This window comes from uncultured Fibrella sp. (assembly GCF_964250085.1).
Lineage (GTDB): Bacteria > Bacteroidota > Bacteroidia > Cytophagales > Spirosomataceae > Fibrella.
Genome location: NZ_CAXUEC010000001.1, coordinates 377,178 through 401,057 on the forward strand (window position 1 = coordinate 377,178; position 23,880 = coordinate 401,057).

Sequence of the window (23,880 nt, forward strand, 5' to 3'; positions counted from 1 at the left end):
AACCTTGTGGGTAAATAGCAGCGCAACACAGGACAGAAGACGGAGGACAGAGGACTTAAAAAGAGGCCTATTTTTGAATGCTGCTGACGTAGCTTCGGGCAACAATGATGGTGTCGGATGTAAGCTTGCTTCGGCTCAGCGACAGGCTGGGGTCGAGGTAGTGTTTCAGGAAACCGCCCAGTTTCGGTCGGTAGAAAACCCATCCCAGCAAGCTCCCTTCCGTATCCACTTCGTGGTATTCGATCGGGTTTTCGGGGTCTTCCTCGTTATTATGCGAGTAAATCATGTAATGAAACAGGTCGTGTAAACTCCGGTCTATGGGTGCTTTCACGGTATAGGTCGTCAACTGCGGCTGATCGGGCTTTTTGCTCACCTGAACATGCAGCCGGATGGTATCGACCAGTTCAATCAGCGGCACCTCGCGGTCGACGGGGTAAAACCATTTCCGATAGACCCGCGCCGGAATTTTTGCAAATGCTTCGTAGGCCAGCATAAACAGCGTAGGCAGGAAGAACGGAAGCCAGCCCAGTGCCACGGCCGGCAGGAACGTACCTGAGGGTCGGAGTAGACCGTATGCCAGCGTTTGTGCCATTGCCAGCAAAGCCGCCGTCAGCATCAGTAAGCTTAGTTCATCGCTGACAGGAGCGGTGTGAATCCAGGAAAATTGCGATCGGGCCAAAACCAGATGGCCCACACCCAGCACCAGCACCAGCCCTTCGAGCCAGTAAAAAGCTGTGGTAACCGACTCTATCCGGGCCAGTGAGGCCCCTATACCCGCCGCCACAGCCAGACCGGCCAGCAGATAAAGCGCCATTCGTTTACTAAGCACGTCGCTTTTCCGCCTCACAATGAGCAGTACCAACGCGGCCAAAGCAAGGCTGAACAGACTAACAAGGGGTAGAATAAGGTCAGTAGTCATGAGGCATAGGAAGTAGGTTGTGATAATTCCGTCGTCATACCCAGTCGACCAGTCGTAGTGTTGTCGGCCAGCGTGAAAAAGGCCTTTCCAGCCTCTGGAATAGGCACCACCAGGTAATCGGCATCAACGGGAAACAGGTAGCCTGCCAGCAGTGATACATACCGCCACCCAATGCCACCAGGCAGAAAATCAATAAGTTGCGTTGTAGTAAGCGGCCCGATAGCCAGTTGTACGATGCCGCCCTCGTCAATAACTTCCAGAGCAGGAGGTACTATCCAGTCAATGCCTATTCTGGTTGCTCCCAGCCGAGGTTGCAGCTTTTGCCGGGCGTTGCGCGAAGCCGGACTAAAGGGAGAAACGCGTTGTGGCCCGTAGGTAATATTGACGGGTACTTGCAAGAAACGACTGAAATAGATGGCCGTTTCGGGCCAGTTGCCAACCACCCAGTGGGCTCTTGTGATTAACAGAAAGAGCGTTAATTTTTGCGAGACGGTTAAGGAAAGAGCCTCTGCCTCGGGCGCTATCAGCTTTAGTAGCTCGGTTAGCAATGCATTGTCATCACCACGAAGAATTTGGGTTTCAAACCGGGCAATAGCTGCCCTTTGGTGGTTCAACTCGTTATCGAAGGGTAAAAAGAAGTGCCTCGATTCGTCCTCCTGCTTTTCTTCCTCTTCTCTGATCTCTTCCCAGTGATCTTCGTCTTTGGGCCGCCCCTTGGCCCGATGGAATAGCTGCTCAGGTAACGAATCGTAAAAACCATCGCGCGGAATATCAACCTGCCAGCGTGTTGTCCCGTTACTCTCGGGTCGTTCTTTCACGGTCGTAATATCCCGTTCGAAATTATAGACCGACGTGCGTTCAGGACGAATTACCAGGTCCTCTTTAGTGAGTACTTTTTCCTCAAGAAGCTCATTCACAATTGTTTCAAAGCGCAGCCGCCTGGTTGGTACCTGGTTGAGAAGAGCATCTATAGTAGGTAGAAGTGACATCGGTCTTACGGCTTTATTTTACAACCAGAACCCGGTAGGGTGTTAGCAGAAATGATTGTTTTTCAATGAGTTGCTTTATCAAATGGCAGTACTCGTCCCACTCCTCGTCGGTTGTTAATCGTTTAGGATTGGGCTTTAGCTGCACGTCGATAGTGCGCATTAGGCCCTGCGTTTTGGTGGCACCGGTCATCAGTCCTTTCGATACACTGACATGTAGCAGCCTATCACCTAATTCAGCAAAGCAGACAGCCTTGATGTCCTCTACCGTTACCAGTCTGCCCCTTGTAAGCAGAGCCTGCCGGAAAGCAGGCAGGTTTTCATCCACCTTCAGTTGTTGTCTGGCACCTGTAGTAGTGGTTAGTAATACAGATTCATCATCTGTGAAAAACAACTGACCACGTTCTTTGCTGAGTTTGGTGCCAAACGGAATGCGGTTGGCCGATTCACCATTAGTGCTCCAGAATCGAACAGTGACCCGCCCATTCTTTTCAGGTGTTTTTACGGTTAAAAACAGGTGCTGGTCGTTCCCCTGCCCAATGGCCGTGTTGATCTTTTCGAGTCGTTTTCTGATCTCTTCTACTTCGCTTTCCAATTCACTACGCCCCAGCGACATGAACATGGCGCTTTCGTCGCGGAGCAGGGTAAGAAGGTAGGCGATGATGTCGTAGCTATCCCGTTCGTCGAACCGGGTGACCCCGCCCTTACGGAGTACATACTGATGTTGTGTTTCGGAGGTGATCTGTTGTGCTGGCTGAATCAATTGTCCGCTGGCGGTTTCAACATCGATCAGCTCCAAAAAAGACTCCTGATTCTCGACCCGAATCGGGAAAATGTTGAAAAATGGGCGTAGCTCATGTGTGTCGATGCATCGCTTGCGGTTTACCACCGGAAAAGCGTTTACCTCGACCTGAACACGGTAGGTCGTTTCTTCACGCAAGCCAACCGGAAACTGAAGTTTTAGCCAGACCAGCTCTGTCGAAAACAATTTAGCCGACTCCTCAGCCGTCAGGAACTGACTTAGTTCATCAGGGTACTTACTGCGGCAGTTGGCCAGTGAGATTGGCTGCTGATCGGTTTTTGTCCGGCTGCTGATTGATAAAAAGTGGCGGTTATAGTAGCGACGTACCTGATCGTGCAGCGTATGGGAAAGACTTTGTTCACCGGGTACGTATATATCCGGTAGACCCGGTAACAGATCGAGTTCGGTATCGCCCAAGAACACCCGGATACCGGCAACCTGCTCCAGGTGAGTAGACCGGAGCGGGTCATTCCGCCAATCGAAGAAGAGCAGGAAGTCCTCGAATGCGGTAAGCTCAGGGTCTAACTCAAGACCGATCCAGCCGCTATTTTCAGGAATTACCTGATTCAAAAACGACTCTTTAGCCGTTGTTCCATAGGCTCTTACCTTGTTCTGAATAACAAACGTTTTGAGTTTGGCATTGATCAGAGCAAAAGAGCCTGCTGCTGAGAAATGAACTTCTTTACCGCCTGCATTGCACGAAAATGAGTGCGTAGGGAGCACCTCGAAAACTGGGTCTACTACGTTTGTTCGCATCACGGCATGAGCAGGCCGGGGGCCTGTCATCACTTCGGGGGTGAGCAACTGAGCCAGCCGTTGCACAATACGCGTGCGTGAATTCTGCAACTCGTGGTGCAGCCCTTCCAGGCCGGTAGCAAAAGCACCTACCAGCAAACCTACAAGCGGATCGAAGCCCTCGACCGCCATTTCCGACTCGTCGTAGTTCCAGGTACGTGCAACCTCCCGGATCATCTCGCTGCGGATGCTTTCGCGAGATCGTTGGCGTTGTGGTGTCATGGTCAGCTTGGTAGGTGTGTTATGAATAGCGAACTACCCGAAACTTCATCTCGGGTAATGACTGATGCGTTTGGATAAGCCGGCAGCGGATCACGATCTGCACATACCGGCATATGCGCGGGTTACGGCCTTCCACTTTCTCTTCAATGTCGGCCACTTCAACGGTTACCCGCTCTGGCTCAATGCGTTGATCGAGCTTTTTGAGGTAGTCTTCAATAGATCGCTTTATCTGGTCTTTGCTGGGGGTTTCGTTCAGTTCATGAAACTCGTAGTTGTGAAGAATACAGCCATACTGTGGGTCATACGGATACTGACCGGGCCGGGTAGCCAGATACAAGCCAATATGCTGCGCAACCGACTCTTCGATTGGCAGCTTTTTCAAGACCTGGCACCTGGTTAAGTCGCCAAATGAAGGTGGTATGGCGTAGTAGTCGGTCATAGCTAGTTGATCTTTACGAGTGTACCTTTCAATGAGGCAACTCCACTACTCTCCAGATCGAGCGAGGCATCGGCGCTGACCTTAACCATTGCCCCCGATGCCTTCAATTCCGCCGTGGCACTAAGCGTGGCATTTGTCATCGCCGACAGCATGAGTTCTTTTCCGGCAATCAGTTCTACATCTCCCCCGGTGGTTTCCATAACAGCATGCTGGGCTTTCGTTTTAGCGTCTTTTTCGGCCGTCATCATAATATTTTTTGCTTTCATAGTAATGTCGCCGGTCGCCTGAAGATTAATATCACCCGTACTTTTAATAGTAATGTGTGTGCCATCGAGCGATAATTCGATGCTATTTTTTTTATCTTTATTGTAAATGCTGATACTTTCTTTACCTGATTCATCATTGATGATAATGTGGTTACCGCTACGGGTGATAATGCCCTTGATATTGTTGTCTTTGTTGAACAGTGAGCCGGGTTTAAACCCTTCTTCCTTACCGCAATACATGGCTCCCGTTACAAAAGGTAAATCAGGGTTGCCAAATTCAAAGTCAACAAAAACAACATCCGCAATTTCAGGGATAAAGTACGACTTAGATCCAGCAGCCATCATATTCGAAACTCGAATCCAGGGCGTATTTTCGGTACCTTGCCAGTAAAAAGAAACTTTGATACGACCTAACTCTTTAGGGTCGTTTGTGTCTACAACTAACGCAGGTTGAGGTTTAGCCTGCGGGGCTATAATATGATAGTCCACCGGGCTACAACTCGTATCTTGTGGAATTGCATCAATATAATTCTTGTATACACCACGTGAGTCAAGCGAGTGGCTAATCCGCGTGACAACAAAAGTTCCATAATCTGTAGTACTTGTTTTAGTTCTACCTACGGTACTATCTATCGTTTGGTATGTATCATCTTTTACTTTTATTAAACCTCCTAATCGTATTTCCATTTCTGGAGTTTTCCCACTTAAAGTGGCTAATTGATTAACTCGTTCACCTTTTTTTAATTTAACTGCTTTCTTTAAGCTATTTTTATCTTTATAACCTTGAAAGCTAAGATTGATCAGCTCATCATTATATAGCTTTTCAGCTTTTCCTTTTAGCATACTCCCATATGATTGAAGTTCATCAACCGATTCAGATAATGACGGCACCTTGAATAATTCCTCTTTTTCGTAGTCATAATACGAAGCTTCAAAATTAAGCGGTATAACACGAACATTATAATCCAAATCTATGATGTTCACTTCATAAGTTAATTCCACAGGAGCTGCCGCTTCTCGCCCAGATTTGCCGAAAATAATCGTTTGACCATCGTAATACATCCACTCGCCATACGTTTCCGCCAAGCGTTGAAGGAAATGAAAATTGTCTTCTTCGTATTGCGTAATGTATTCTATTTTTTCCTTGTAAGCCGGAGAAATATTTTTAGAAATTGTTTTAAACGGATCCAACACTTTAGTGACGATATCAGATAGCGTTAATAAAGTGAATGTACGAGATGTAACATTAGCGTTCAGTAATATGGTTGGACTAACACCTGAAAAAGAAATAGACCCTAGACCACCTATATTTTTGTTTAGCTTAACCGAAGTTATGATTCCTTTAAAAATATTTTTTTGAACCTGATTTTTAAGCTGTCTATTTTCCATTTCCCCCTGCATCAGCTTGATAGATATGTCTTTTCCAATGTTTGTATCTATCAAATTCTGCATCTCTACCATACCGTCACTTTTCCCAGTACTGGAGAAAGAATTTATAGGAAAATTCACTTCAAACTCGTGGTGTCCGCCAAAAATTTGGCTAATATTTAAATAATTAAACTGGCTAATTATTTTGCCATTTATTGTAATTTCTGCTGTGGCGATTAACTGATTGGTCGAGAGTGCCATAATACTTAGTAATTAATTTTAATTTTGTGTTGATTGCGTATTTAAATCAATGCTGGTCATGGCTCCTTTAGCTCCTGTAAGATCATTGATTTTCTTATCAGAGTGAACTCTGCTAAAAGAATCGTATGAGGATAAAGCCTCTGATTCTGGCGAATAATTATCAGCCGTGATGTGCATTGAAAAAAACATATCATAGAACAAAACTTGTTTAAATACATATTGTGCGTGCTCTTCCATTTCCTTAATGCTACCATAAACTGAACTTATCCTTGAGGCTCTATAAATCTTTCCATCCCCCCAGGATAATTCATTAATTCGCTTTCTATATTCAAACTTGGACATCGATATAGCTTCATTAAAAACATGTTCAACTTCACTTAACGAGTAAGACCTTCTGCTGAATCCTGACTTAGATCCGCTTTCACTGTACGTTATTTTCCTGGCTTGATCAATAATAAGGCAGGAAAGTAAAACACCGTATAGTGTTCGGACATAGTTAAAAAAGAGCGTTTCGCGTTGCCAGGGGTGGTCTGGAAAAGTTCCATCTTCAGCATGTCCATGCCCAAGCACATCAGTAAAAATAAAACTCGATCTGTACAGTAGAGATCCGTTACTACCTGGAGTCTCAAAATTAAGTTCATCAGTTTTCCCTAAACGAGTATGAGCAAATGTATCGCCCAAGCGATGGAGTAAGAATCCAAATTTTGTTAAATCAAAATTATCCCGAAAAGTATCCTGTAATAATTGAACTGTTCGCTTCTGCTCTTCCTTGGCACTTTTTCCAGTCAATGAGTGGAGCGTCCGTTCAACCTGAAATCGTTGTATATTTTCATCTGTGTTGCGCAATATTGTTTCAGCATCTTGTGTGGCTTGTATTGGGTGCAACGCATACTTGCGGGGATTATTTTTTATTAAATCTTTAGCTAAACTGGCTACGTGCTTCCCATACTCTATCTCTAAATTAGTTGCATCTAACTCTTTTACCTGGTCAGGCATCTGAGTAAAGAATGCAAAATCTTTAGCTTGCTCATGAGAAAACCCAACGGCAAGTGAGACATAATAGACAGTATAGTAATGGCCAGCAGCTTCCATTAACTTAAGTAAAAAATACGATGGATGGTAGCCGGGATTTTGTGCTATTACTGTACAAAATCCCGGCATGAATTTTCGAATTTTACTCGCGCTGAAGCTTCAGTTTCTGGCCGTTCACGTCCAGGTCGCGTGAGCAGATGGTGAAACTCTGCGTGCCTGTGCCACTGCCCGACAGGCTAAACGACTCGCTGAAATTGACAATAGCCGAATGGGCAAACTTGATGGTACGTAGCTCTTCGCCTTTTTGGTTTTTCAACTCCACAGTGCCGCTGATATCATCTTTGTGTGGCAGTACCATAAGTTCAATGATCTTGGCGTCGGCGTTGCGGGTCTCGATCGACACATCGATGTTGCCGCCAAAGACTTCCGATGTTGTTTCGTTGGTATTTGGATTCACATGCTGGTGGAAACTGTACGACAGGTTGAGTACTTCAAACTCTTTACCGTCAATCTTAAGGAGTGATTTGTGTGCCATTGGTTTGTTTAGTTTTGGTATGCGGTAGAATTAAAGTTGGTTGGTTAAGAGAGTTCAGCATCCCACTTGCCCTTGGTGCCAGTCAGGTTAATTTCGAAGACTTTAGCGGGGAAGAATGGCTTTAACTTCACGTTTACAATGACGTGCGTGGGGTTGGTGGGGTGGCGGCGAATATCGAGCGCGCTGTAATCCTCAATGATTTTGCCTGGCCCCCGGATGGTTGCCAAAAACTCGGCTACCTGGGTTTTGATGTCCTGCAACATGGAGTTGTCGATGTTCTCGAACGTACGCCGGTTCAGGAAGTCCTGAAATACCTTGCCAATCCAGTCAAATACGCGGACTACGCTGTAGGTTTGCAGCCCCACGTTATCGCCATTGAAGAGCGTTTTTGCCGAAAAGGGGATAACGCGCCCATATTCGTATACCATCGGGATGAGGCCTTTATCTTCAAGCTGGGCAATTTCCCCCTTGCGCATGCTGAACCGAACCCCACTCGCCATTTTGAGCTTGCCATGCTTCACCCCTGCCGACGGCTGGGCAATGTGCCCGCCCCAGAGCATCCCCGCCAGTGCCATCGCGGGCGATACATAGAGGTGTTCCTCCTGCCCCAGTTCGGTGTAGGCTTCCCGACCCACAATCCAGTTGCAGGGCATCATCACGTTTGCTTTGTACGCGTCGGCTCCCGTCAGTTTGTCCTTTTCAAAGGTGGCTTCTACGCTGTCGGGGTCATCCAGGTGCCGGTAGTCGGTCAGGAGCATTACCTTGTTCTGGTGCGCTAAAGCGGCCCATTTATCCAGAATGACGTTTTTCTTAAGCCAGCCTGGTAGCACCAGCAGCGAATAATTGGCTGATAGGTCGAGCTTATCGTAGCCATCGCGGAGTTCTTTGGCTACCTGCTCGAAAATACCCGTCGGATTGCTGAACCCATCCGCGTCGGTGGTCATGTCGAGGCCGGCGTCGAAGAGCACCAGATTCTTTACTTTCTCGGCCTCTGCATTTTCGAAGAAAAGTGACAGCGATCTGTACGAGGCCTCCAGTTCTTCGGTTTCGTTCAGCACGTTCACTAAATTCTGCTTCAGCGAATTGCTGGCAGCATCTGCTTTTTCAGTGGCGGCGGCTATCATGTCAGGTACGTTATCGTAAGCCGCCAATAACTCAGCTACGTCGAGCAGCCGTTTTTTCAGCTTGGCTCGTTCCTGTTTGTTCTCTTCTTCCGACAGGAAAATGGATTTGCGGGCCTTCTTGGCCGGGTCCATGTTTTCGGTGCCGTCTACAATTGTTTTAATAAACTCGAAACCGCCGAATTTCGACAACTGCTGCACGCTCTCAGGCAGCGAGCGGGTAGGTACGTTGATCTCGCGCTCTTTGAGGCCGAGGGCTGGACCGGTGTTTTTTTGACCTTGGTCTGTCATGGTAGGTAGCGCAGATAAAAAGTTAGTTGCTGTCGGCGGCGTCAATTTCCTGAGCCATCACGTTGAGCGCGTCAATAAATGCCTGTTTGGCCTGCGGGTCGGCCAGGAGCCGCTGAAACGCCTTGTTCGTCACCAGGCGTTTGATCAGCGTCTGGTAATTGTCTTCCTGCTGTTGAAGGGCCTGTAAAAACGCGCTTTGGTCAATGATGCCCTTCTTGCTGAAGGCGGTCAGGTTCTGGAAAAATAGCGTTTCGCTTACCTCCCGTCCATCGTCGGTTTGGTGAGTCACGTCTATTTGTGGCTCAAACTTATCAAAGGCTTCCTGCAATTTCTGTACGCCTTCCACAGGAGCCTGTGTCATGGAATCGGCGGTGAATTTGCCAACCATCGCCGTTTTATTTTCCGCAAGGAACTTGATTGCCTCGCTCGTTTCTTCGGGGATAATGACTCCGCCGATTTGTGGTTTATTGACTGCCATTTTTGGCTGGTGTTTTGAGGTTTTTGGATAGATAAACAGTTTACGGTAAATCCATCTTGTCTTTATCCATTTATTAAGCCACCCTTGTATAGGACCCATGTCTATTCAAGGCATTAGAATTTAATATTCTGGGATGAGCGAGCAAAATTCTTTCTAAACCAGGAAACTGAATATTATGCCGGCTTGCAAATGCCATTACCTGGCTTACACTTGTGCCTGTGGAAGGTGCTGAAGTTGAGGCAAATAGAACGTCAGACAGGACTTCTCCTGCCGCCACAGCTACGCTACCAATCACAGCACCAGCGTAGAATGAGGCAGACACTGCTGCGGCAACACCCAGTAATTCCAGACCCGTTGTTGCGCCTAGTATTTCGCCCATCGTGGCCGACGGACCAAGTGTTTTTAAGCAGTTTAATATCGCTGAAGCGGTTGCCAATGCGCGACTCTGCGTATCGAACAGGGATTGTGGGGCTGGAAGGCCCATGTCCTCCATGTTTTTGTTGAAATAATAGAAAAAACCGTGCGTTGCCATGATGAAATTTTGTTTATGTGTGCTATTATTTATACAAATGACTCCATTTATAAACTGCCTTATTTCGCTATTTATAAAGTCGCCAGATACTTGTTCTACAGGCCGATCCCCCACACCAACTCATCAGATTCATTTACTGTCAAACTCAACGAGCTGCCCTTACTTATTTCCCCACTCACAATCATGCGCGAGAGGGGGCGGCGGAGGCGGTTGCGGATCACGCCGCGCAGGGGGCGTGCACCGTATTTGGGCGTGTAGCCTTCCAACGCGAGTTGTCGGCGGGCCTCGTCAGAAATCGTTAGCGTGATGCCCTGCTTGGCCAGGGCCGTGAGCAAGGGTTTGAGTTGTATGTTGAAAATGCTCATCACCGCCGCTTCCGAAATGGGCAGGAAGGGGATGATCTCCGTGAGGCGGCCCAGAAATTCGGGCCGGAAAAAGCGGCCCATGATGTCCATCAATTCCCCGGATGTGGCCAGTTCGTTTTTGGCGGCTTTCTCTACTACCCAGTCGCTACCGATGTTGGACGTGAAGAGGATAATGGCATTAGAAAAGTCACCCTCGCGGCCGAGCCGGTCGTGCAGTAGCCCTTCGTCCAGAATTTGCAGGAAAATGTCGAACACCGACGGGTGGGCCTTTTCAATTTCGTCGAAGAGTACCACGGCGAACGGTTGTTGCCGGATTTTGGTGACCAGCAAACCACCATTCTCGTAACCAACGTACCCAGGAGGCGCACCGTAAAGCAGGGCAGCCGAATGTTCTTCCTTGAACTCCGACATGTCGAACCGGATGAGTGCCCGTTCGTCGTTGAACAGGAAATCGGCGATGGATTTGGCCAGTTCGGTTTTGCCGGTGCCGGTGGGGCCACTGAAAAAGAACGAGCCAATAGGTTGCCCGGCCCGGCCCAGACCGGAGCGGTTTTCCAGAATGGCGTCGGCAATGATCTGGGTAGCATGGTTTTGCCCCACTACCCGCTGTTGAAGGTGATCAGACAGGACGAGCAGTTTTTCCCGCTCCTTCGATTGAATTTTTCCGAGTGGAATTCCCGTTCGGCGGGCCACTACGGAGGCGATCTCGGCGGGGCCAACGTGTTCGCTTAGTGTCTCGCTCAACCCGTCGAGGCGCGTAAGCAGGCTGGTCAGGTGAGTGGTAAAGGCTTCGGGAAGATCAAAGGCGGTGGTATCCGTTTCGTCGTCGATCTGCCCCAACAACACCGGACTGATTCGATGGTTGATTTGCCGTTCAAACCAGCGAAGGTCGGGCATGGCCAGTTCGGGCAGGCTATGGGTGTGCTGTTCCGTCAGGAGTTGTAGCTCGGCACGAAGGCGACCTAGTTCGGGAGCGGTGTTGGAATTGGCCAGTTTCAGCGCCGACATGGTCCGGTCGATCAGGTCGATAGCTGCGTCGGGCAGGCGGCGATCTTTCAGATAACGCCGCGCCAGCCGCACCGATTCGGCTACGGTGCCAGGCACCAGGCTCACGCCGTGATAGGCCTCAAAGGCCGGTACTACGGTGCTCACCATACGGGTGGCCGTTTGTTCGTCGGGTTCTTCAACCAGCAGCCGTTCAAACCGGCGGGCAAAGGCCTCATCTTTTTCGATATACTTTCGGTATTCGTCGTTGGTGGTGGCCCCGATTAGCGTTAGCTCGCCACGGGCCAGTTCCGGTTTCAGCAGGTTGACCGTGCCCATTGCCCCGCCGTTGGGGTCCAGGAGCGTATGTATTTCGTCGATAAACAGCAGGGCTTTATCAAACGATTTTAGTTCGGCCAGTATGTTTTTAAGGCGCTCTTCTACTTCTCCTTTATACGAAGCACCAGCTACCAGTGCCCCAACATCCAACTGCAATAGGGTGGCTCCCTGAAGTTTAGGGGGTACCTGACCTGCAACTATCTGTTGGGCCAGTCCTTCCACAAGTGCAGTTTTACCCACGCCCGGCTCGCCAACAATCAGCACATTCGGTTTGAGCCGACGACCCAGGATTTCGAGAAGTTGCCCCGTTTCGCGCTCCCGACCGATGATGGCATCGAAACGCCCTTCGCGGGCTGCCGCCGTACAATCGGTGCAGTATTTGAACAGTACCTTGAGGGACGTACCTGGCGCGGTTCCTGTTTGTGTTATACCGCCAGTTGTGGCCCCGGTTGAGCCACCAGTAAGGGTTTGTTGCAACACCGCATCGCGGAGGGCGTATTCGAGAAGTTGGTTTTCGGTAAGGGGAAACGACTTTAGCTGATCGGCCGAAAAAGCCAGATTGGGTTTGGTCATGGCCGTCAGCACGGCTAGTGGGCTCAGCTCTGTTTGGCCCAACTTCATCCGTACCACGTCGGCCACTTCCAGCAGGGCGCGGGTAACCTCCGAGGCGCGTGGCTCGTCGGTGACTCTGGCCGACCTGGGATTCGACTCAATACGAATGTCGGCCCAATCGCGGAGGTAGATCACATCTATGTCCCAGAGCACCAGTTGCGAGGCTAGCCCAACATCGTTGTGGAGCACACCCGCCAGCAAATGGCCCGGTGCAAACTCAAGGTGCTGGTTTTCGCGCGCAATAGCCTGGGCTACCTGAACGGCCTGCCGTAATTCGTCAGTGTAAGCGAAAGAGACCATAAGCTGTGTGGTATAGATGTAATCTAAAGGGTAGGCGTACACTTACCGAAAGCTGGGGTAACCCAGTAGATAGCCTACGCGTAATTGTTAAGCAAACGTAGCAAGTCGCTGAATATCAGTATATCCCATGAAAGGGGGATATGAGCATACGGTTAATTGTGTGCTTAGTAGATGGCATATGCTTCCAGGTACTCAATACTCGGCTTTGTCCAGGTTGGGTACAAGCCTGACAGGATGAATAGCCCGGAATACATGGCGAGTAGCCGAAATTTCAGGGTAGCTGATTATTCGGCAGGTACGTTGTTGCTGGCGGCGGCTGTGTACACAGAAGGAGCGTGGTCATAAAAAAAGGAAGAAGTGCGGATAGGTAAATCGTGCATCAAAATTGCGTAACTGCCTACCCTCATACATCCCCCAAAAGGGGTATTTTTCAGCATACCTGTATATATTAATTTCGCGTATCTGCCTGTAAGTAAATTGTTTCGCTCATTATAACGCCTTTGCATGTAATCAGTAAACCAGTAGTTGATGCGTCATGAAAAACAGCCACTATATCGTTGCCGCTCTACTTTTAAGTATGAGTTTTACCACTCAGGCGCAATACAGCTATCGGCATTATACCCTTAGAGACGGACTGGCGCAGGGCTCTAGTAATTACATCATGCAGGACTCGCGCCGGTTTCTCTGGATGAGTATACAGGGAGGCATCAACCGTTTCGACGGAAGCCGGTTTGTTTTCTACGCGAATGGGAAAAAAGGCTTGCGGGGTGGCTTTGCCAGCGGATTGATTGAAGCGCCAGATGGCGACTTATGGATTGGTACCGAAATAGGGTTGAACCGTTACAATCGGAAAACCGACACGTTCACGGCTATCCTGCCAGCAGGGCATAAAGCGACTGCAACGCACGTTTTCGATGTCGATAGTGCTGCCGTCTGGTTTGTCAGCGATGCCTTGGGGCTGGTTCGCTACAACTACCACACCAACCAATACACCGTGCTGTTGCCGGGCCTGACGACGAGCAAAAGCCTGGAAAACGACTACGTTTTTCATGACCGGGCCGCGCATCAGATCTGGTTTGTACTGCCTAAAGGGTTGCTGGTCGTTGATTATAACAGCCACCACCAACACACCTATTTTTCAGATGACATTGGCGACCCAATGCACCGCCCAACCTGCTTTACCGCAATTCGGTGGGATGCTGCCCGTCGGGTTTTCTGGCTAGCCGATAAGGAGGGAATACTGGCTTTCTCGCCACAAACGAAAACGTACACCTTTTATAAAAGCCCGGTTGATCAGGAGACGTACCCAGCGTATGATATTCATATCGACGCCCGTCAGCAACTGTGGATTAATACCGGTGGGGCAGGTATTATGGTATTCGATAGCCGCCGCCGGGAGTTTACGGAACACCTGCGCCATCAGCCGCAGAATCCCCAGAGTTTGGCGATCGACGAGGTAGGTAGTCTGTATATAGACCGGGAGGGGACTATCTGGGCCAATGTTGACCCGCTCGGCATTGATCGAATAACACCCGACCAGGGGGGGATACGTACCTACACCGCCAACAGTTTCGAAAAACAACCCCTTGTTGCTGATGCCGTTCGCGGCATAACAGAAGCACCCGATGGGTCGATCTGGATTGGCAGCATCAGTGGCGGAGCGAGCCGACTTGACCCGACTTCCGGCCAAATTCGACGGTACATTGCCACCAGCAAACCAGGTAGCCTGCCCGACGGAGCTATCAGCGGATTCTGTGTTGATAAGCAAGGACGTACTTGGCTGGCTACGCGTCAGGGGCTGGCGGAATACAGTCCGGCTACAGATCAGTTCAGGCTGTATCGACCCTCCGACACCAATACACAGGCGTCGTGGGTAAAGGGGATTTTTGCCGAAGAAGGAAACTCCCTACTGGTCGCCACCTATGCGGGGTTGTTTCGGTATATGATTGATAAACGGCGGTTTGTGGAAGTTGGTAAGTTAAGTGATCGCCTGGTAGGCTCGTTCTGGCACGATACGCTAAACCACCGGCTTTATATTGGTCGCTGGCAAGCCGGATTCGACGTGTATGAGTACCGGAATGGCCGGTTAAAATGGGTGTATAACGAACCGCTGAATGGGCAGAATGCGCTTTGTTTCCACTACGACACAACGCGGCGGACGCTGTGGGTTGGGAGTAGCGAACTAGTCGCCTATGATGTGACCAACCAGCGGATCGTGCGGCGGATTGCCCTGGGCGATGAGGTCTGGCCCATATACGCCATTGTACCCGATAGCCCAACCAACTGGTGGGTGCCAACCAATCAGGGCTTGTTCCGGTACAATCCCGAAACGGGACTGGCCAACTTATTCAGGGCTGTCAGGCCACAGGAGTACAACTCACTGGCCGCGCTGAAAACCCGTCGTGGGCTACTGTTTTTTGGTGGTAATGAAGGTGTTGTGTCCATCAATCCGAAGAAACTGACCAGTCGCTTCAATCCTGTTACTGTAGCCTTGTCGTCTATCCTGATCAATGATCGCCCAACCGCACTGGCCGCCAACGAACTTGATACGGTTCGTTTGCCAGCCAATCAACGTACGTTGACCGTACATTATGGAGCGGTCGATTTTGTATCGGAAGGTAAAAATCAATACAAATACAAGCTTTTGAGCTATGATCCCGCCTGGATCGATGCGGGCAATTCGATGGTTGCCCGGTACGCTAATCTGCCACCGGGCACATACATGTTTGATGTAAAAGCAGCCAACGCCAACGGCCAGTGGACTGCCAGGCCCCGGCGCCTCGTTGTGTTGGTCGGCAAGCCTTTCTGGCAGGAGATTTGGTTTATCTTACTGGTAGGAATTATTGGCAGTATCGTACTGTATGGCGTTTTTCGCTGGTTGCTGGCTCGCCGTTTACGAAGTCAGCGGGCGCGCTTCAATCTGATCCTTAAGTCGCAGCAGGATGAGCGCGCCCGGCTCGCGCGCGAACTGCACGACCATATCGGTCCTGATTTAGCCGTTTTAAAACTGAAGCTCGAACTGGCTACCGACGAAGCGATGGTGGCCAGTGAAGCGCAACAGCTAGCTAAATTCAGCGCCGATCTGGGCCATATTCTGGGTGACCTGCGGAATGTGTCGCACGCCCTTTTACCGGCCGACCTTCAGGCGCATTCACTGGTCGATAGTTTGCAATCGTTTATTGGCAAGCTATCGAATATACCCGACCGGCCCGAAGTAAGCTTTGTGCACAACATCGTTGGCAGCATCCCGCAACTACTGCAGCAACCTATTTACCAGATTGTGAAGGAGTTGGTCTACAACGCATTGAAGCATGCTAATGCGTCGCTGATCGATGTTGAACTGAATCAGCAAAATGGTAACCTGAGCCTCACTGTCACCGATGATGGTCGGGGATACGATCCTGTGGTTGCGCGGAGCCAGAGTAGCGGTATTGGGTTACGGAATCTGGAAGCCATCGTGGCTATGCTCAACGGCGAATTGATCATTCATCCGCGGCCCCTGCGCGGCACTGTTCATCGGGTACGTTTACCGGCCTAGGTACGTTCCAACTGCATGTACTGGCCATTGCTACTCATTAGGCAATAAGAGCGGATGAAAACGAAGCCCTTTCACCGGATTGTATTCCAGAGAAGGAGCCGCAATTTTGAAGAATTGCACCGTACCCACGAATCGTTGCCAGGGCAGCGGCTGTAACGGATCGCGCTGGTTGATGCGGGCCAGATCAACGTCGGGCGAGATAAAAAACTGCCGAAACCGCCTGAATACAACCGGTTTACCGTCGGCGTCGGTCATCGGCGGATTTTCATGACCTCCGATCATTCCGCTACCACTATAACCTACGTCTAGGTTCAGCCATCGCGGAAAGTCGGGACCAACGGGCAGTACCGATGCCAGATTCACCGACAGCCAGTATTGCTGCCCGTTGTAATCTTTCAGCATTTGCTGACCAGTTGTTTTACCCAGCAGGTTGGGCCTGAAGGGCGGATAAATTGTTTTCCGAAAGCCGTATTTCAGGCTTACAACCTGTTGACCCGCCCCAAATTGTTGCCCCATAAACAGGGCCGTTCCCGCGACGTTAGCGACCATATCGCCTTTAGAGAAACCCCAGCCTTCGGCATGGCCGTCGTATACTTCAAGGGTAGTTTGGAAAAGCAACGCCAGTAGGCCACCGGTCAGAATGCTTGCCCGCTCGTCGACCCCGCTCCAGCGCATAAGTTCGTAGCCGCCCCGGCTCATGCAGTACGCCGTAGCGGCATGGCCTACTTTATCCATCTGAAGCCATTCCCGGTTATCGTTGAAGGTGTGGAACGGCATCTTTTTTTTATACCATTGTTTCCGTAGCAGCAGTAACGTAACCGTATAGAAGGCGGCTGTACCCACCACTACACCAATAAACCGACCCTGGTTGATGCCTGCCTCGCCCGGAGTAACCACCGTTGGCATAGGCTGCGCCTGCAAGGGCTGACCAAGTGTGAGCAGCAGATCAACGAGTAGTAACAAACGAATCTGTTTAATCATAGGCTAAACCTAACAAATAGACGCGAAAGCGACGAAGCAGAACGTAAGATAAGGTACAACTAAGGTCGCTTACTCGTCGCTCAGGGCACGGCTGGTACGAAATATGCTGAAGCAGTGGGCATTGGCATCTCTGTCGGCGTCCGGCAAACTCAATTAAAATAACTGTTTCCAGGTGCCTTTCATGTAGTTGTATTTCAGCGTGCTGGGTAGTGCTTTCCACCAGTATTTCGTTACATCAACGGCGAAGGAAGGCTGCATGTAACAGTTGATGGCACAGCCTTCGCAGGCGGGCAGCCGACCTTCCAGCGCTACCAGCTTTTGTACCTCATCAGACCGGTACAGGTCATAAAGCTGGCCATTGATGGGGAAGCTCTTGAGGCCCAGGTGGTAGCAGGGAAGTACCAGTTCGTTTTGCGGCGAAATAACGAGGGTTGTACTGGCCGCCCGGCAGACGGGCTTGTTGATGTGGTTGCCGCCATCACGCCGAAGTTGCACAAATCCGTCGTTGAGGTATACGCCCCGCTGTTTGCCCCAGTTGGTGAGCCGCTGTAATGCCGCCTCAGACAGCGCACCACCCGTATCCACGGTGTTATAGGAGAAAACCGGGTTCAGGATCAGCACCAGGCCGTTGGGTTGGCAGATGTCAGCATACATCGTCTCGATCTGGTCGATGTTGTGCTCAAAGACGGTAAAGAGAATGTCTGGCCGTTCGCCAAAAGAGGTAGCTATGGCAATCGACTCCATCACCTTGTCGAAGCAACGTACCCCGCGCCCTTTATCGTGCTCAGCAGCATGGGGCGAATCGAGCGAGAAGTGAAGCATGTCCACCAGACCACGCAGACTCTCAGCCTGTTTGGGATACAGCAGGCCGTTGGTGGTTACGGTGGTGATGAAACCTTGCTGCTTGGCTTCGGCCAGTAAGTCGGGCAGTTGACGATGCAACAGCGGTTCGCCGCCGGTGAAGTCGATCACCCGCACGCCGAGGCGCTTCAGGTCCCGGAAATTATCGCGTGCCTGATCGAGCGTTACATAAGGCGAAGGCCGTTCCCAGATGTCACAAAAACTACAGGTCGCGTTGCAGCGATACGTTACGTAGTAATTGCACAGAACCGGGTGTCGAATAAGGCGCATGGAAAAAACTGTTAAAATGTCTTCAGTCTTCCGTTCTCTGTTGCGTTGCTACATCACAGTAGTTGATGAGTAACAGCGCAACAGAGAACGGAAGACCGAAGACAGTAGACATTTTTAACAGCGCTATCCGATCATTTTTAACAAACTGGCGAGTTTGTCTTTCAGGTCTTTACGGTCAACGATGAAGTCGAGGAAGCCGTGTTCCAGTACAAATTCAGCACTTTGGAAGCCCTTGGGCAGGTCTTTGCCAATGGTTTCACGAATAACACGCGGGCCGGCGAAGCCAATCAGTGCGTTCGGTTCGGCAATGTTGAAGTCGCCCAGCATGGCGTAGGAAGCCGTAACGCCGCCCGTAGTCGGATCGGTGAGCAGGGAAATATAAGGCAGTTTTGCTTCTGATAGCCGCGCCAGTTTAGCCGACGTTTTTGCCATCTGCATCAACGAAAAACCCGCCTCCATCATCCGTGCGCCCCCCGACCGGGAGATCATCAAAAACGGGGTTCTGTTGGCTAGTGCATAGTCGATGGCACGGGCAATCTTCTCGCCTACCACTGAGCCCATTGAGCCGCCAATGAAATTGAAATCCATGCAGGCGATGGTAATTTTAACGCCATCCATTGGCCCGTGAGCCGTTCTGACAGCATCTTTCAGGCCTGTTTTACTGACCGTTGACCGAATTCGATCTGGATAATTCTTCGTGTCGGTAAACGTCAGTGGGTCGGCCGAAATCATATTGGCATCCAGTTCGGTGAATGTATTGTCATCGAACAGGATTGAGAAATAAGCATCTGAGCCAATTTTCTCATGGAAGTTACAGTGCACACATGTATAAGCGTTCATCTTGTGTTCGCGCGTGTGCATCACCTGCTTGCAACTTGGGCATTGATACCACAACCCATCGGGAGCCTCCCGCTTCATTTCGGTTGGGGTCTGAATACCCTTATCTTTACGTATAAACCAGGACATATTAGTTGTCTTTGCTATATCCCTTTTCAGTAAACTGGCTAACTAAACGGACTAGTTAAGCTGTTTCCGAGAAATGGAAACGCAAAGATACGAAGGAAATGAGGCCTTCGATTGAACCCACCTTTGAGTAGGTGCATCTTGCCGTGTCAAAGCAGGGGAGAAAGTAGCTCTGATGCCTGCTGATCTTACCGTCAAACAGATTCCTAGAGGGCCATAAAATGTTGTCGTTGAGCTGGTTCATGGCGTTCTATTGCGTATCGTAAGGCCGTGCGGGGAAGGCGTCGAATATGATCGTGCAGAAATTCATCGAGTGCTGCCTGATCGCGCTTTCCTACTTCGCGGAGCATCCAGCCAATGGCTTTATGAATCAAATCGTGCCGGTGGTCAAGTAGTTTTTCGGCCAGGGCAAAGGTGTCGAAAAACTGGTTGTGGCGTATAAATTGCCAGGTTGTCACCATCGCGATCCGCTGACTCCAGAGGTGGTCTTCGTCAGCCAGTTCGTACAGCAAAGACCGGTCGCCTGTCAGCATTGGCAACCCGAGCAGGGTTGGACACGAAGAATCAACCAAGTCCCAGTTGTTAACGTACCTGCGGTTGGCAACGTACCTGTCGGCTATATCCTGCCTGACCAGACTGCCGCCTTTCTTTGCCTGAAGCGTCCAGATGAGCAATCCGGTCATCCGGCATTCGTGGTAGGGATCGTTGACCAACAGTTCTGTTTCGTTGGTTGGTAATCCAGCAAACCGGCGCGCCAACTCGTGCTGTTGCGGCATCGACAGCCCTAAAAAAACATCACCCTCGCCGTATTGACCAGGGTGCGTTTTGAAGTAGCGGGAGACAAATGAGGCCCGTGCGGGCTGCTCGAGGGCCATAATTGCGGCTCGAACGTCAGTATAGGTCATGATCACCTAATGATAATATACCGGCACCTAATCGAATAGCCGGCTGCGGATGATCTCATGATCTGGCAACAGCGGCATTTCGTACAGCATGATCCGGTGACGGCTAAAAGCCGGGGCTTCCAATTCGCGTTCGCTGAAGCGGTTGTTCAGAAAATCATTGATCAACTGTTTGATCTCTTCGGGGTCTTCGTGACGCACCGGATTCAGGCTAATCCGATTGTCGCTTCCGTAACCTACACCCGATAAGCCATTGGCATAGCCTCCCGCCAACGGTAAGGTGGTGGGGCCAGCGTGGGTAAACGTGGGCGTACGTACCTTGGCATCGTCTGTAACCAGATCGGGAGTCAGTACGCCTTCGGCAGGCTTCTGCTCCGGGGGAACGGCTCCCGTTTCGGGCGTTTGACCTGCGCCGTCAGGCACGGTTACTGTGTCAACGACAACTGCCGCCGGAGCAGGCTCAACAAAACTGGTTGTTTCAAAGCCGGCAGCGATGATGGTCACCCGCATTCGGGCCCCTAACGTATCATCGAAGATGGCACCGATCTTAAATAAGCGGGCTTCCTCGCCAATTTTTTCAACGATATAGTTCGAAATGACCGTTTGCTCTTCCAGGGTAGCTTCGTACTCCGAACTAGACGAAATAGTCAGTAGGATTCGCTTTGCTCCCAGAATATCACTGTCGTTCAGCAGCGGTGAATTCAATGCTTCCTGAATGGCCTTCAATGCCCGGTCGTCGCCTTCCGCATCAGCCGATCCCATCACCGATGGCCCAGCTTCCTGCAGCACCTTCTTCACGTCCATGAAGTCGGTGTTTACATCGCCACGTGTGGTAATTACTTCAGCAATACTCTTTACGGCTGTTGCCAGCACATTGTCGGCATGGGCAAACGCTTTACGAATGCTGAGCTTACCATAGAGGTCGGCCAGCTTGTCGTTCATTACCACCAGCACGGTATCGCAGCTCTTCTTCAGCAACTCAATACCCTCGGTTGCCTGTTGCCGCTTGTCGATGCCTTCATACTTGTAAGGGGCAGTTACAACGGCTACCGTAAGCAACCCCATTTCGCGGGCTACTTCGGCCACCACCGGAGCCGCGCCGGTACCCGTACCACCGCCCATACCGGCGGTAATAAATACCATTTTAATTGAACCGCCCAGCAGGTTACGAATCTCATCGATGCTTTCCAGTGCGGCTTTGCGCCCCACCTCAACGTCCATGCCAGCGCCTTCGAGTCCCGTGCCAAGTTTGAGTTTTGTTTGCACATTACTGCTAATCAGCGCCTGACGGTCTGTGTTGCAGATGGCAAACTCAACGTCCTTTACCCCCATCGTTACCATGTGCTGAACGGCATTGCTACCGCCTCCACCCACGCCAATTACTTTAATGATGGGGGCATTACCGTCGGGCAATTCGTAGGTAAATCCGTGGTCTAGCATAGCCTGATTTCGGAGTGGAGTTCGAGTTGTCATGATAACAGTGGGTAAAGCAGCGGGGGTACTTAAATTTATAAATTGGCTTGGCTATTTAACAGATAGTTGGCTAAATATCAGGACGGTAACTGTTGACTATCAATCCCGATACGAGTCATTTACGTCGCCCAATTTTGGGTTAAACAACTTTTTCAGCCAATCGAACAGGCCCGTTTCCGGCCGCTCTTCCGGCTGTTCAGGGGCTGGTCGGGTTGTTGTCTGACCAGCATTTCCTTTTTGAGTCGAGCGTGTCGGATCCGTAGGACGTACCTGGCCATTGTGTTGTGTAGCAGGCTGCCCTGGATCGCTGATGAACGAAATACGATCATCTACATTTCTGAAACCTGCCCATACCAATCCAATTGCCGTTGCATAAGCCGGATCGCTAACCAGATCTGCTCGCAAATTGTATTCCAACTGCTCGGGGTAACCAATGCGCACATCCATATCAGCCACCGTCCGGAATATCTCGTCGATGCCGTCAATGAGTGCCGAACCACCGGTTAGCACAATGCCACCAAGCAGTTTGTCTTTATAGCCCGACCGGATAATCTCGGCCTGTACCAGCGCGGCAATCTCCTTGAGCCGTTCAGCAATGATGATCGATACGTTGCGAAGGAGCACATCTTTGGGCTGACGACCGGGCAAACCGGGCACCGACACCACCTCGTTGAGGCGGTAGGCAGATGGGTTGGCGTTGCCAAACTTGGTTTTCAACACCTCTGCCTGCTGGGGAAGCACCTTGCAGCCATCCTGAATGTCGTTGGTGAGGCAATTGCCGGCCCACGGAAACACCGCCACATGCCTGAGCACATTGCGGTGGTAGATGGCCAGGTCAGTTGTGCCGCCACCGATATCGACCAGTGCCACGCCCGCTTCGCGCTCTTCAGGTGTCAGCACGGCCATGGCCGAAGCCAGGGGGGACAGCAGCACCTGATCGCGCTGGAGGTGACTGGCGGTGCGTTCAATGCAACGGCGCACGTTCACGGCAGCATCAGACTGGGTGGTGATGATTTGAAAATCAGCACCCAGCTTCACACCGTTACGGCCAACGGGGTCTTCAACGCCCGATTCACTATCAACGGTAAAGTCCATCGGCAATACGTGAACGATCTCTTTTCCTGCCAGCAGGGGAGTTCGGTACATATCGCGCAACAGGTGATCAATATCAGCAGGGGTTACTTCATCGCCGGGCGAGAGGCGGGTGATGCTTCCCGGTTGTTTCTGTGAGTTGATATTGTGATTACTGAAGCTGACATTGACTAAGCCAATATCAACGTTGGACTGGTTCGATACTTCCTCAATAGCCCGATTTATGGCGTCGACCGTTCGGGTAATATTCATGACTTTGCCTTTCGTCACGCCTTCCGAACTGGCCCGACTTACGCCCAGCACTTCCAGCATAGGCTGGTTATTACTGCTTCGAGACAACCGACCCGCCACAGCACACACTTTCGTGCTGCCAATGTCGAGTCCTACCACAATCTTGTCATCCATTTGATGATGGGTCATCATTCGCAAACTAACTGGTTTCGGTACTGTACACTCACCCGGTGATAGCGGTCCCATCTTTTTTGAGGTGCTATCTGGGTATAGAACAGTTTCACTTTTCTAAATTTCATATCAATACCATCGGGCTTACCAAACTCAATCTGGTAATTTCCAACTTGTGGCCACAACGTCACATTACCGGAGTAATCAACGTTAATCTCCGCAATCTGCGCCCGCCATAAATCCGATTCCCGGATGTATTGAAGCAGGGTGAGCAGTGGTTTGCCTGCCTCATCGGCCAGGGTTCGGTGGGTTTGAAACCACTCTCCCGACACAATAGGCACGCGGGCTGAGTAATTCATCGATAAAGGGAAAAAACGCCCTTCGTCGCTGATATACTGTCCGCCAATTACGCGTGACCCGTCTCCGCCCGCTACTAATCTAGCTATTGGTTGGGGCTGCTTAATCTTGACGAGTAAGTTGCCCGCTAAGTCACGCGACACATGCGCCTGCCTGATCAAACTATACCGCCCGAGCCGTTGCTCAAGCTTACTGAGGCTGATCTCATCAAAAGGTAACCCGATGATGGGATCGTTCCCGTTGTTGGTCAAAAAACCAGTGACGTCTCTACGCGTCAAAAACCGCTGTCCATCCAACTCGTCAATGTCGACAAGGATGGCTTCGCAATGGGTTTGGTGCAGGCGTTCTTCTGTAAACGCGAGCAGGCCGAAAAGAGTTAGCAACCCGATTGACC

19 protein-coding genes are annotated in these 23,880 nt (G+C 50.5%); 1 reads left to right on the forward strand and 18 read right to left on the reverse strand.

Features of this window, described 5'->3' with window-relative positions; genetic code table 11:
- Positions 1-67: 67 nt before the first annotated feature.
- From ACFE8Q_RS01515 to ACFE8Q_RS01565, 11 genes are all read right to left on the reverse strand, one after another.
- Positions 68-919: a TssN family type VI secretion system protein gene (locus ACFE8Q_RS01515; protein ID WP_375443583.1), complete on the reverse strand. Its 852-nt coding sequence runs from the start codon at positions 917-919 to the stop codon at positions 68-70.
- Positions 916-1,836 (reverse strand): hypothetical protein, encoded by a 921-nt coding sequence (locus tag ACFE8Q_RS01520; RefSeq protein WP_375443584.1) that lies wholly within the window; start codon positions 1,834-1,836, stop codon positions 916-918. Before ACFE8Q_RS01520 ends, ACFE8Q_RS01515 begins: the two co-directional genes overlap by 4 nt.
- Before the next feature lie 85 nt (positions 1,837-1,921).
- Positions 1,922-3,724 carry a hypothetical protein gene (locus ACFE8Q_RS01525; RefSeq protein WP_375443585.1) on the reverse strand — a complete coding sequence of 601 codons (1,803 nt, stop codon included), beginning with the start codon at positions 3,722-3,724 and terminating at the stop codon, positions 1,922-1,924.
- Between the two features lie 19 nt (positions 3,725-3,743).
- Entirely contained in the window at positions 3,744-4,106 is a 363-nt protein-coding gene (locus ACFE8Q_RS01530) for a GPW/gp25 family protein (protein WP_375443586.1), read from the reverse strand.
- Positions 4,107-4,165: 59 nt separating this feature from the next.
- On the reverse strand, positions 4,166-6,058 hold the full coding sequence (locus tag ACFE8Q_RS01535) for a type VI secretion system Vgr family protein (protein ID WP_375443587.1): 1,893 nt from the start codon (positions 6,056-6,058) through the stop codon (positions 4,166-4,168).
- 18 nt (positions 6,059-6,076) lie between these two features.
- Positions 6,077-7,150: a DUF6765 family protein gene (locus ACFE8Q_RS01540; RefSeq protein WP_375443588.1), complete on the reverse strand. Its 1,074-nt coding sequence runs from the start codon at positions 7,148-7,150 to the stop codon at positions 6,077-6,079.
- 82 nt (positions 7,151-7,232) lie between these two features.
- Positions 7,233-7,625, reverse strand: coding sequence for a type VI secretion system tube protein TssD (tssD, locus tag ACFE8Q_RS01545; RefSeq protein WP_375443589.1), 393 nt, complete (start codon positions 7,623-7,625; stop codon positions 7,233-7,235).
- A gap of 44 nt (positions 7,626-7,669) precedes the next feature.
- Positions 7,670-9,037 carry a type VI secretion system contractile sheath protein TssC gene (locus tag ACFE8Q_RS01550; protein ID WP_375443590.1) on the reverse strand — a complete coding sequence of 456 codons (1,368 nt, stop codon included), beginning with the start codon at positions 9,035-9,037 and terminating at the stop codon, positions 7,670-7,672.
- Between the two features lie 22 nt (positions 9,038-9,059).
- On the reverse strand, positions 9,060-9,515 hold the full coding sequence (locus ACFE8Q_RS01555; protein WP_375443591.1) for a hypothetical protein: 456 nt from the start codon (positions 9,513-9,515) through the stop codon (positions 9,060-9,062).
- A 73-nt stretch (positions 9,516-9,588) separates the two neighbouring features.
- Positions 9,589-10,047 (reverse strand): hypothetical protein, encoded by a 459-nt coding sequence (locus tag ACFE8Q_RS01560; RefSeq protein ID WP_375443592.1) that lies wholly within the window; start codon positions 10,045-10,047, stop codon positions 9,589-9,591.
- A gap of 95 nt (positions 10,048-10,142) precedes the next feature.
- Entirely contained in the window at positions 10,143-12,647 is a 2,505-nt protein-coding gene (locus ACFE8Q_RS01565; RefSeq protein ID WP_375443593.1) for an ATP-dependent Clp protease ATP-binding subunit, read from the reverse strand.
- Positions 12,648-13,224: 577 nt separating this feature from the next.
- Here ACFE8Q_RS01565 and ACFE8Q_RS01570 point away from each other — a divergent pair.
- Positions 13,225-16,185 (forward strand): triple tyrosine motif-containing protein, encoded by a 2,961-nt coding sequence (locus tag ACFE8Q_RS01570; RefSeq protein WP_375443594.1) that lies wholly within the window; start codon positions 13,225-13,227, stop codon positions 16,183-16,185.
- Between the two features lie 30 nt (positions 16,186-16,215).
- Here the strand turns inward: ACFE8Q_RS01570 and ACFE8Q_RS01575 are convergent, their stop codons facing one another.
- From ACFE8Q_RS01575 to ACFE8Q_RS01605, 7 genes are all read right to left on the reverse strand, one after another.
- On the reverse strand, positions 16,216-17,166 hold the full coding sequence (locus ACFE8Q_RS01575; protein ID WP_375443595.1) for a DUF2279 domain-containing protein: 951 nt from the start codon (positions 17,164-17,166) through the stop codon (positions 16,216-16,218).
- A gap of 153 nt (positions 17,167-17,319) precedes the next feature.
- Positions 17,320-18,297, reverse strand: a complete 978-nt coding sequence (locus ACFE8Q_RS01580; RefSeq protein ID WP_375443596.1) for a radical SAM protein — start codon at positions 18,295-18,297, stop codon at positions 17,320-17,322.
- A 123-nt stretch (positions 18,298-18,420) separates the two neighbouring features.
- Positions 18,421-19,263: an acetyl-CoA carboxylase, carboxyltransferase subunit beta gene (gene accD / locus ACFE8Q_RS01585; RefSeq protein WP_375443597.1), complete on the reverse strand. Its 843-nt coding sequence runs from the start codon at positions 19,261-19,263 to the stop codon at positions 18,421-18,423.
- 203 nt (positions 19,264-19,466) lie between these two features.
- Positions 19,467-20,165 (reverse strand): DNA alkylation repair protein, encoded by a 699-nt coding sequence (locus ACFE8Q_RS01590; protein WP_375443598.1) that lies wholly within the window; start codon positions 20,163-20,165, stop codon positions 19,467-19,469.
- A 27-nt stretch (positions 20,166-20,192) separates the two neighbouring features.
- Positions 20,193-21,602, reverse strand: a complete 1,410-nt coding sequence (ftsZ, locus tag ACFE8Q_RS01595) for a cell division protein FtsZ (RefSeq protein WP_375444349.1) — start codon at positions 21,600-21,602, stop codon at positions 20,193-20,195.
- 132 nt (positions 21,603-21,734) lie between these two features.
- Positions 21,735-23,150: a cell division protein FtsA gene (ftsA, locus tag ACFE8Q_RS01600; protein WP_375443599.1), complete on the reverse strand. Its 1,416-nt coding sequence runs from the start codon at positions 23,148-23,150 to the stop codon at positions 21,735-21,737.
- Positions 23,147-23,869: a cell division protein FtsQ/DivIB gene (locus ACFE8Q_RS01605; protein ID WP_375443600.1), complete on the reverse strand. Its 723-nt coding sequence runs from the start codon at positions 23,867-23,869 to the stop codon at positions 23,147-23,149. The genes ftsA and ACFE8Q_RS01605 overlap by 4 nt, the downstream gene beginning before the upstream one ends.
- Positions 23,870-23,880 lie beyond the last annotated feature (11 nt).

What these genes read in the sequence shown, in the direction of transcription:
- ACFE8Q_RS01535 (WP_375443587.1), bottom strand. Translation starts at nt 6,058, where the DNA reads ATGGCACTCTCGACCAATCAGTTAATCGCCACAGCAGAAATTACAATA.
- ftsA (WP_375443599.1), bottom strand. Translation starts at nt 23,150, where the DNA reads ATGATGACCCATCATCAAATGGATGACAAGATTGTGGTAGGACTCGAC.
- ACFE8Q_RS01540 (WP_375443588.1), bottom strand. Translation starts at nt 7,150, where the DNA reads ATGGAAGCTGCTGGCCATTACTATACTGTCTATTATGTCTCACTTGCC.
- ACFE8Q_RS01565 (WP_375443593.1), bottom strand. Translation starts at nt 12,647, where the DNA reads ATGGTCTCTTTCGCTTACACTGACGAATTACGGCAGGCCGTTCAGGTA.
- ACFE8Q_RS01570 (WP_375443594.1), top strand. Translation starts at nt 13,225, where the DNA reads ATGAGTTTTACCACTCAGGCGCAATACAGCTATCGGCATTATACCCTT.
- accD (WP_375443597.1), bottom strand. Translation starts at nt 19,263, where the DNA reads ATGTCCTGGTTTATACGTAAAGATAAGGGTATTCAGACCCCAACCGAA.
- ACFE8Q_RS01560 (WP_375443592.1), bottom strand. Translation starts at nt 10,047, where the DNA reads ATGGCAACGCACGGTTTTTTCTATTATTTCAACAAAAACATGGAGGAC.
- ACFE8Q_RS01580 (WP_375443596.1), bottom strand. Translation starts at nt 18,297, where the DNA reads ATGCGCCTTATTCGACACCCGGTTCTGTGCAATTACTACGTAACGTAT.
- ACFE8Q_RS01590 (WP_375443598.1), bottom strand. Translation starts at nt 20,165, where the DNA reads ATGACCTATACTGACGTTCGAGCCGCAATTATGGCCCTCGAGCAGCCC.
- ACFE8Q_RS01575 (WP_375443595.1), bottom strand. Translation starts at nt 17,166, where the DNA reads ATGATTAAACAGATTCGTTTGTTACTACTCGTTGATCTGCTGCTCACA.
- ACFE8Q_RS01525 (WP_375443585.1), bottom strand. Translation starts at nt 3,724, where the DNA reads ATGACACCACAACGCCAACGATCTCGCGAAAGCATCCGCAGCGAGATG.
- ACFE8Q_RS01550 (WP_375443590.1), bottom strand. Translation starts at nt 9,037, where the DNA reads ATGACAGACCAAGGTCAAAAAAACACCGGTCCAGCCCTCGGCCTCAAA.
- ACFE8Q_RS01555 (WP_375443591.1), bottom strand. Translation starts at nt 9,515, where the DNA reads ATGGCAGTCAATAAACCACAAATCGGCGGAGTCATTATCCCCGAAGAA.
- tssD (WP_375443589.1), bottom strand. Translation starts at nt 7,625, where the DNA reads ATGGCACACAAATCACTCCTTAAGATTGACGGTAAAGAGTTTGAAGTA.
- ftsZ (WP_375444349.1), bottom strand. Translation starts at nt 21,602, where the DNA reads ATGCTAGACCACGGATTTACCTACGAATTGCCCGACGGTAATGCCCCC.
- ACFE8Q_RS01515 (WP_375443583.1), bottom strand. Translation starts at nt 919, where the DNA reads ATGACTACTGACCTTATTCTACCCCTTGTTAGTCTGTTCAGCCTTGCT.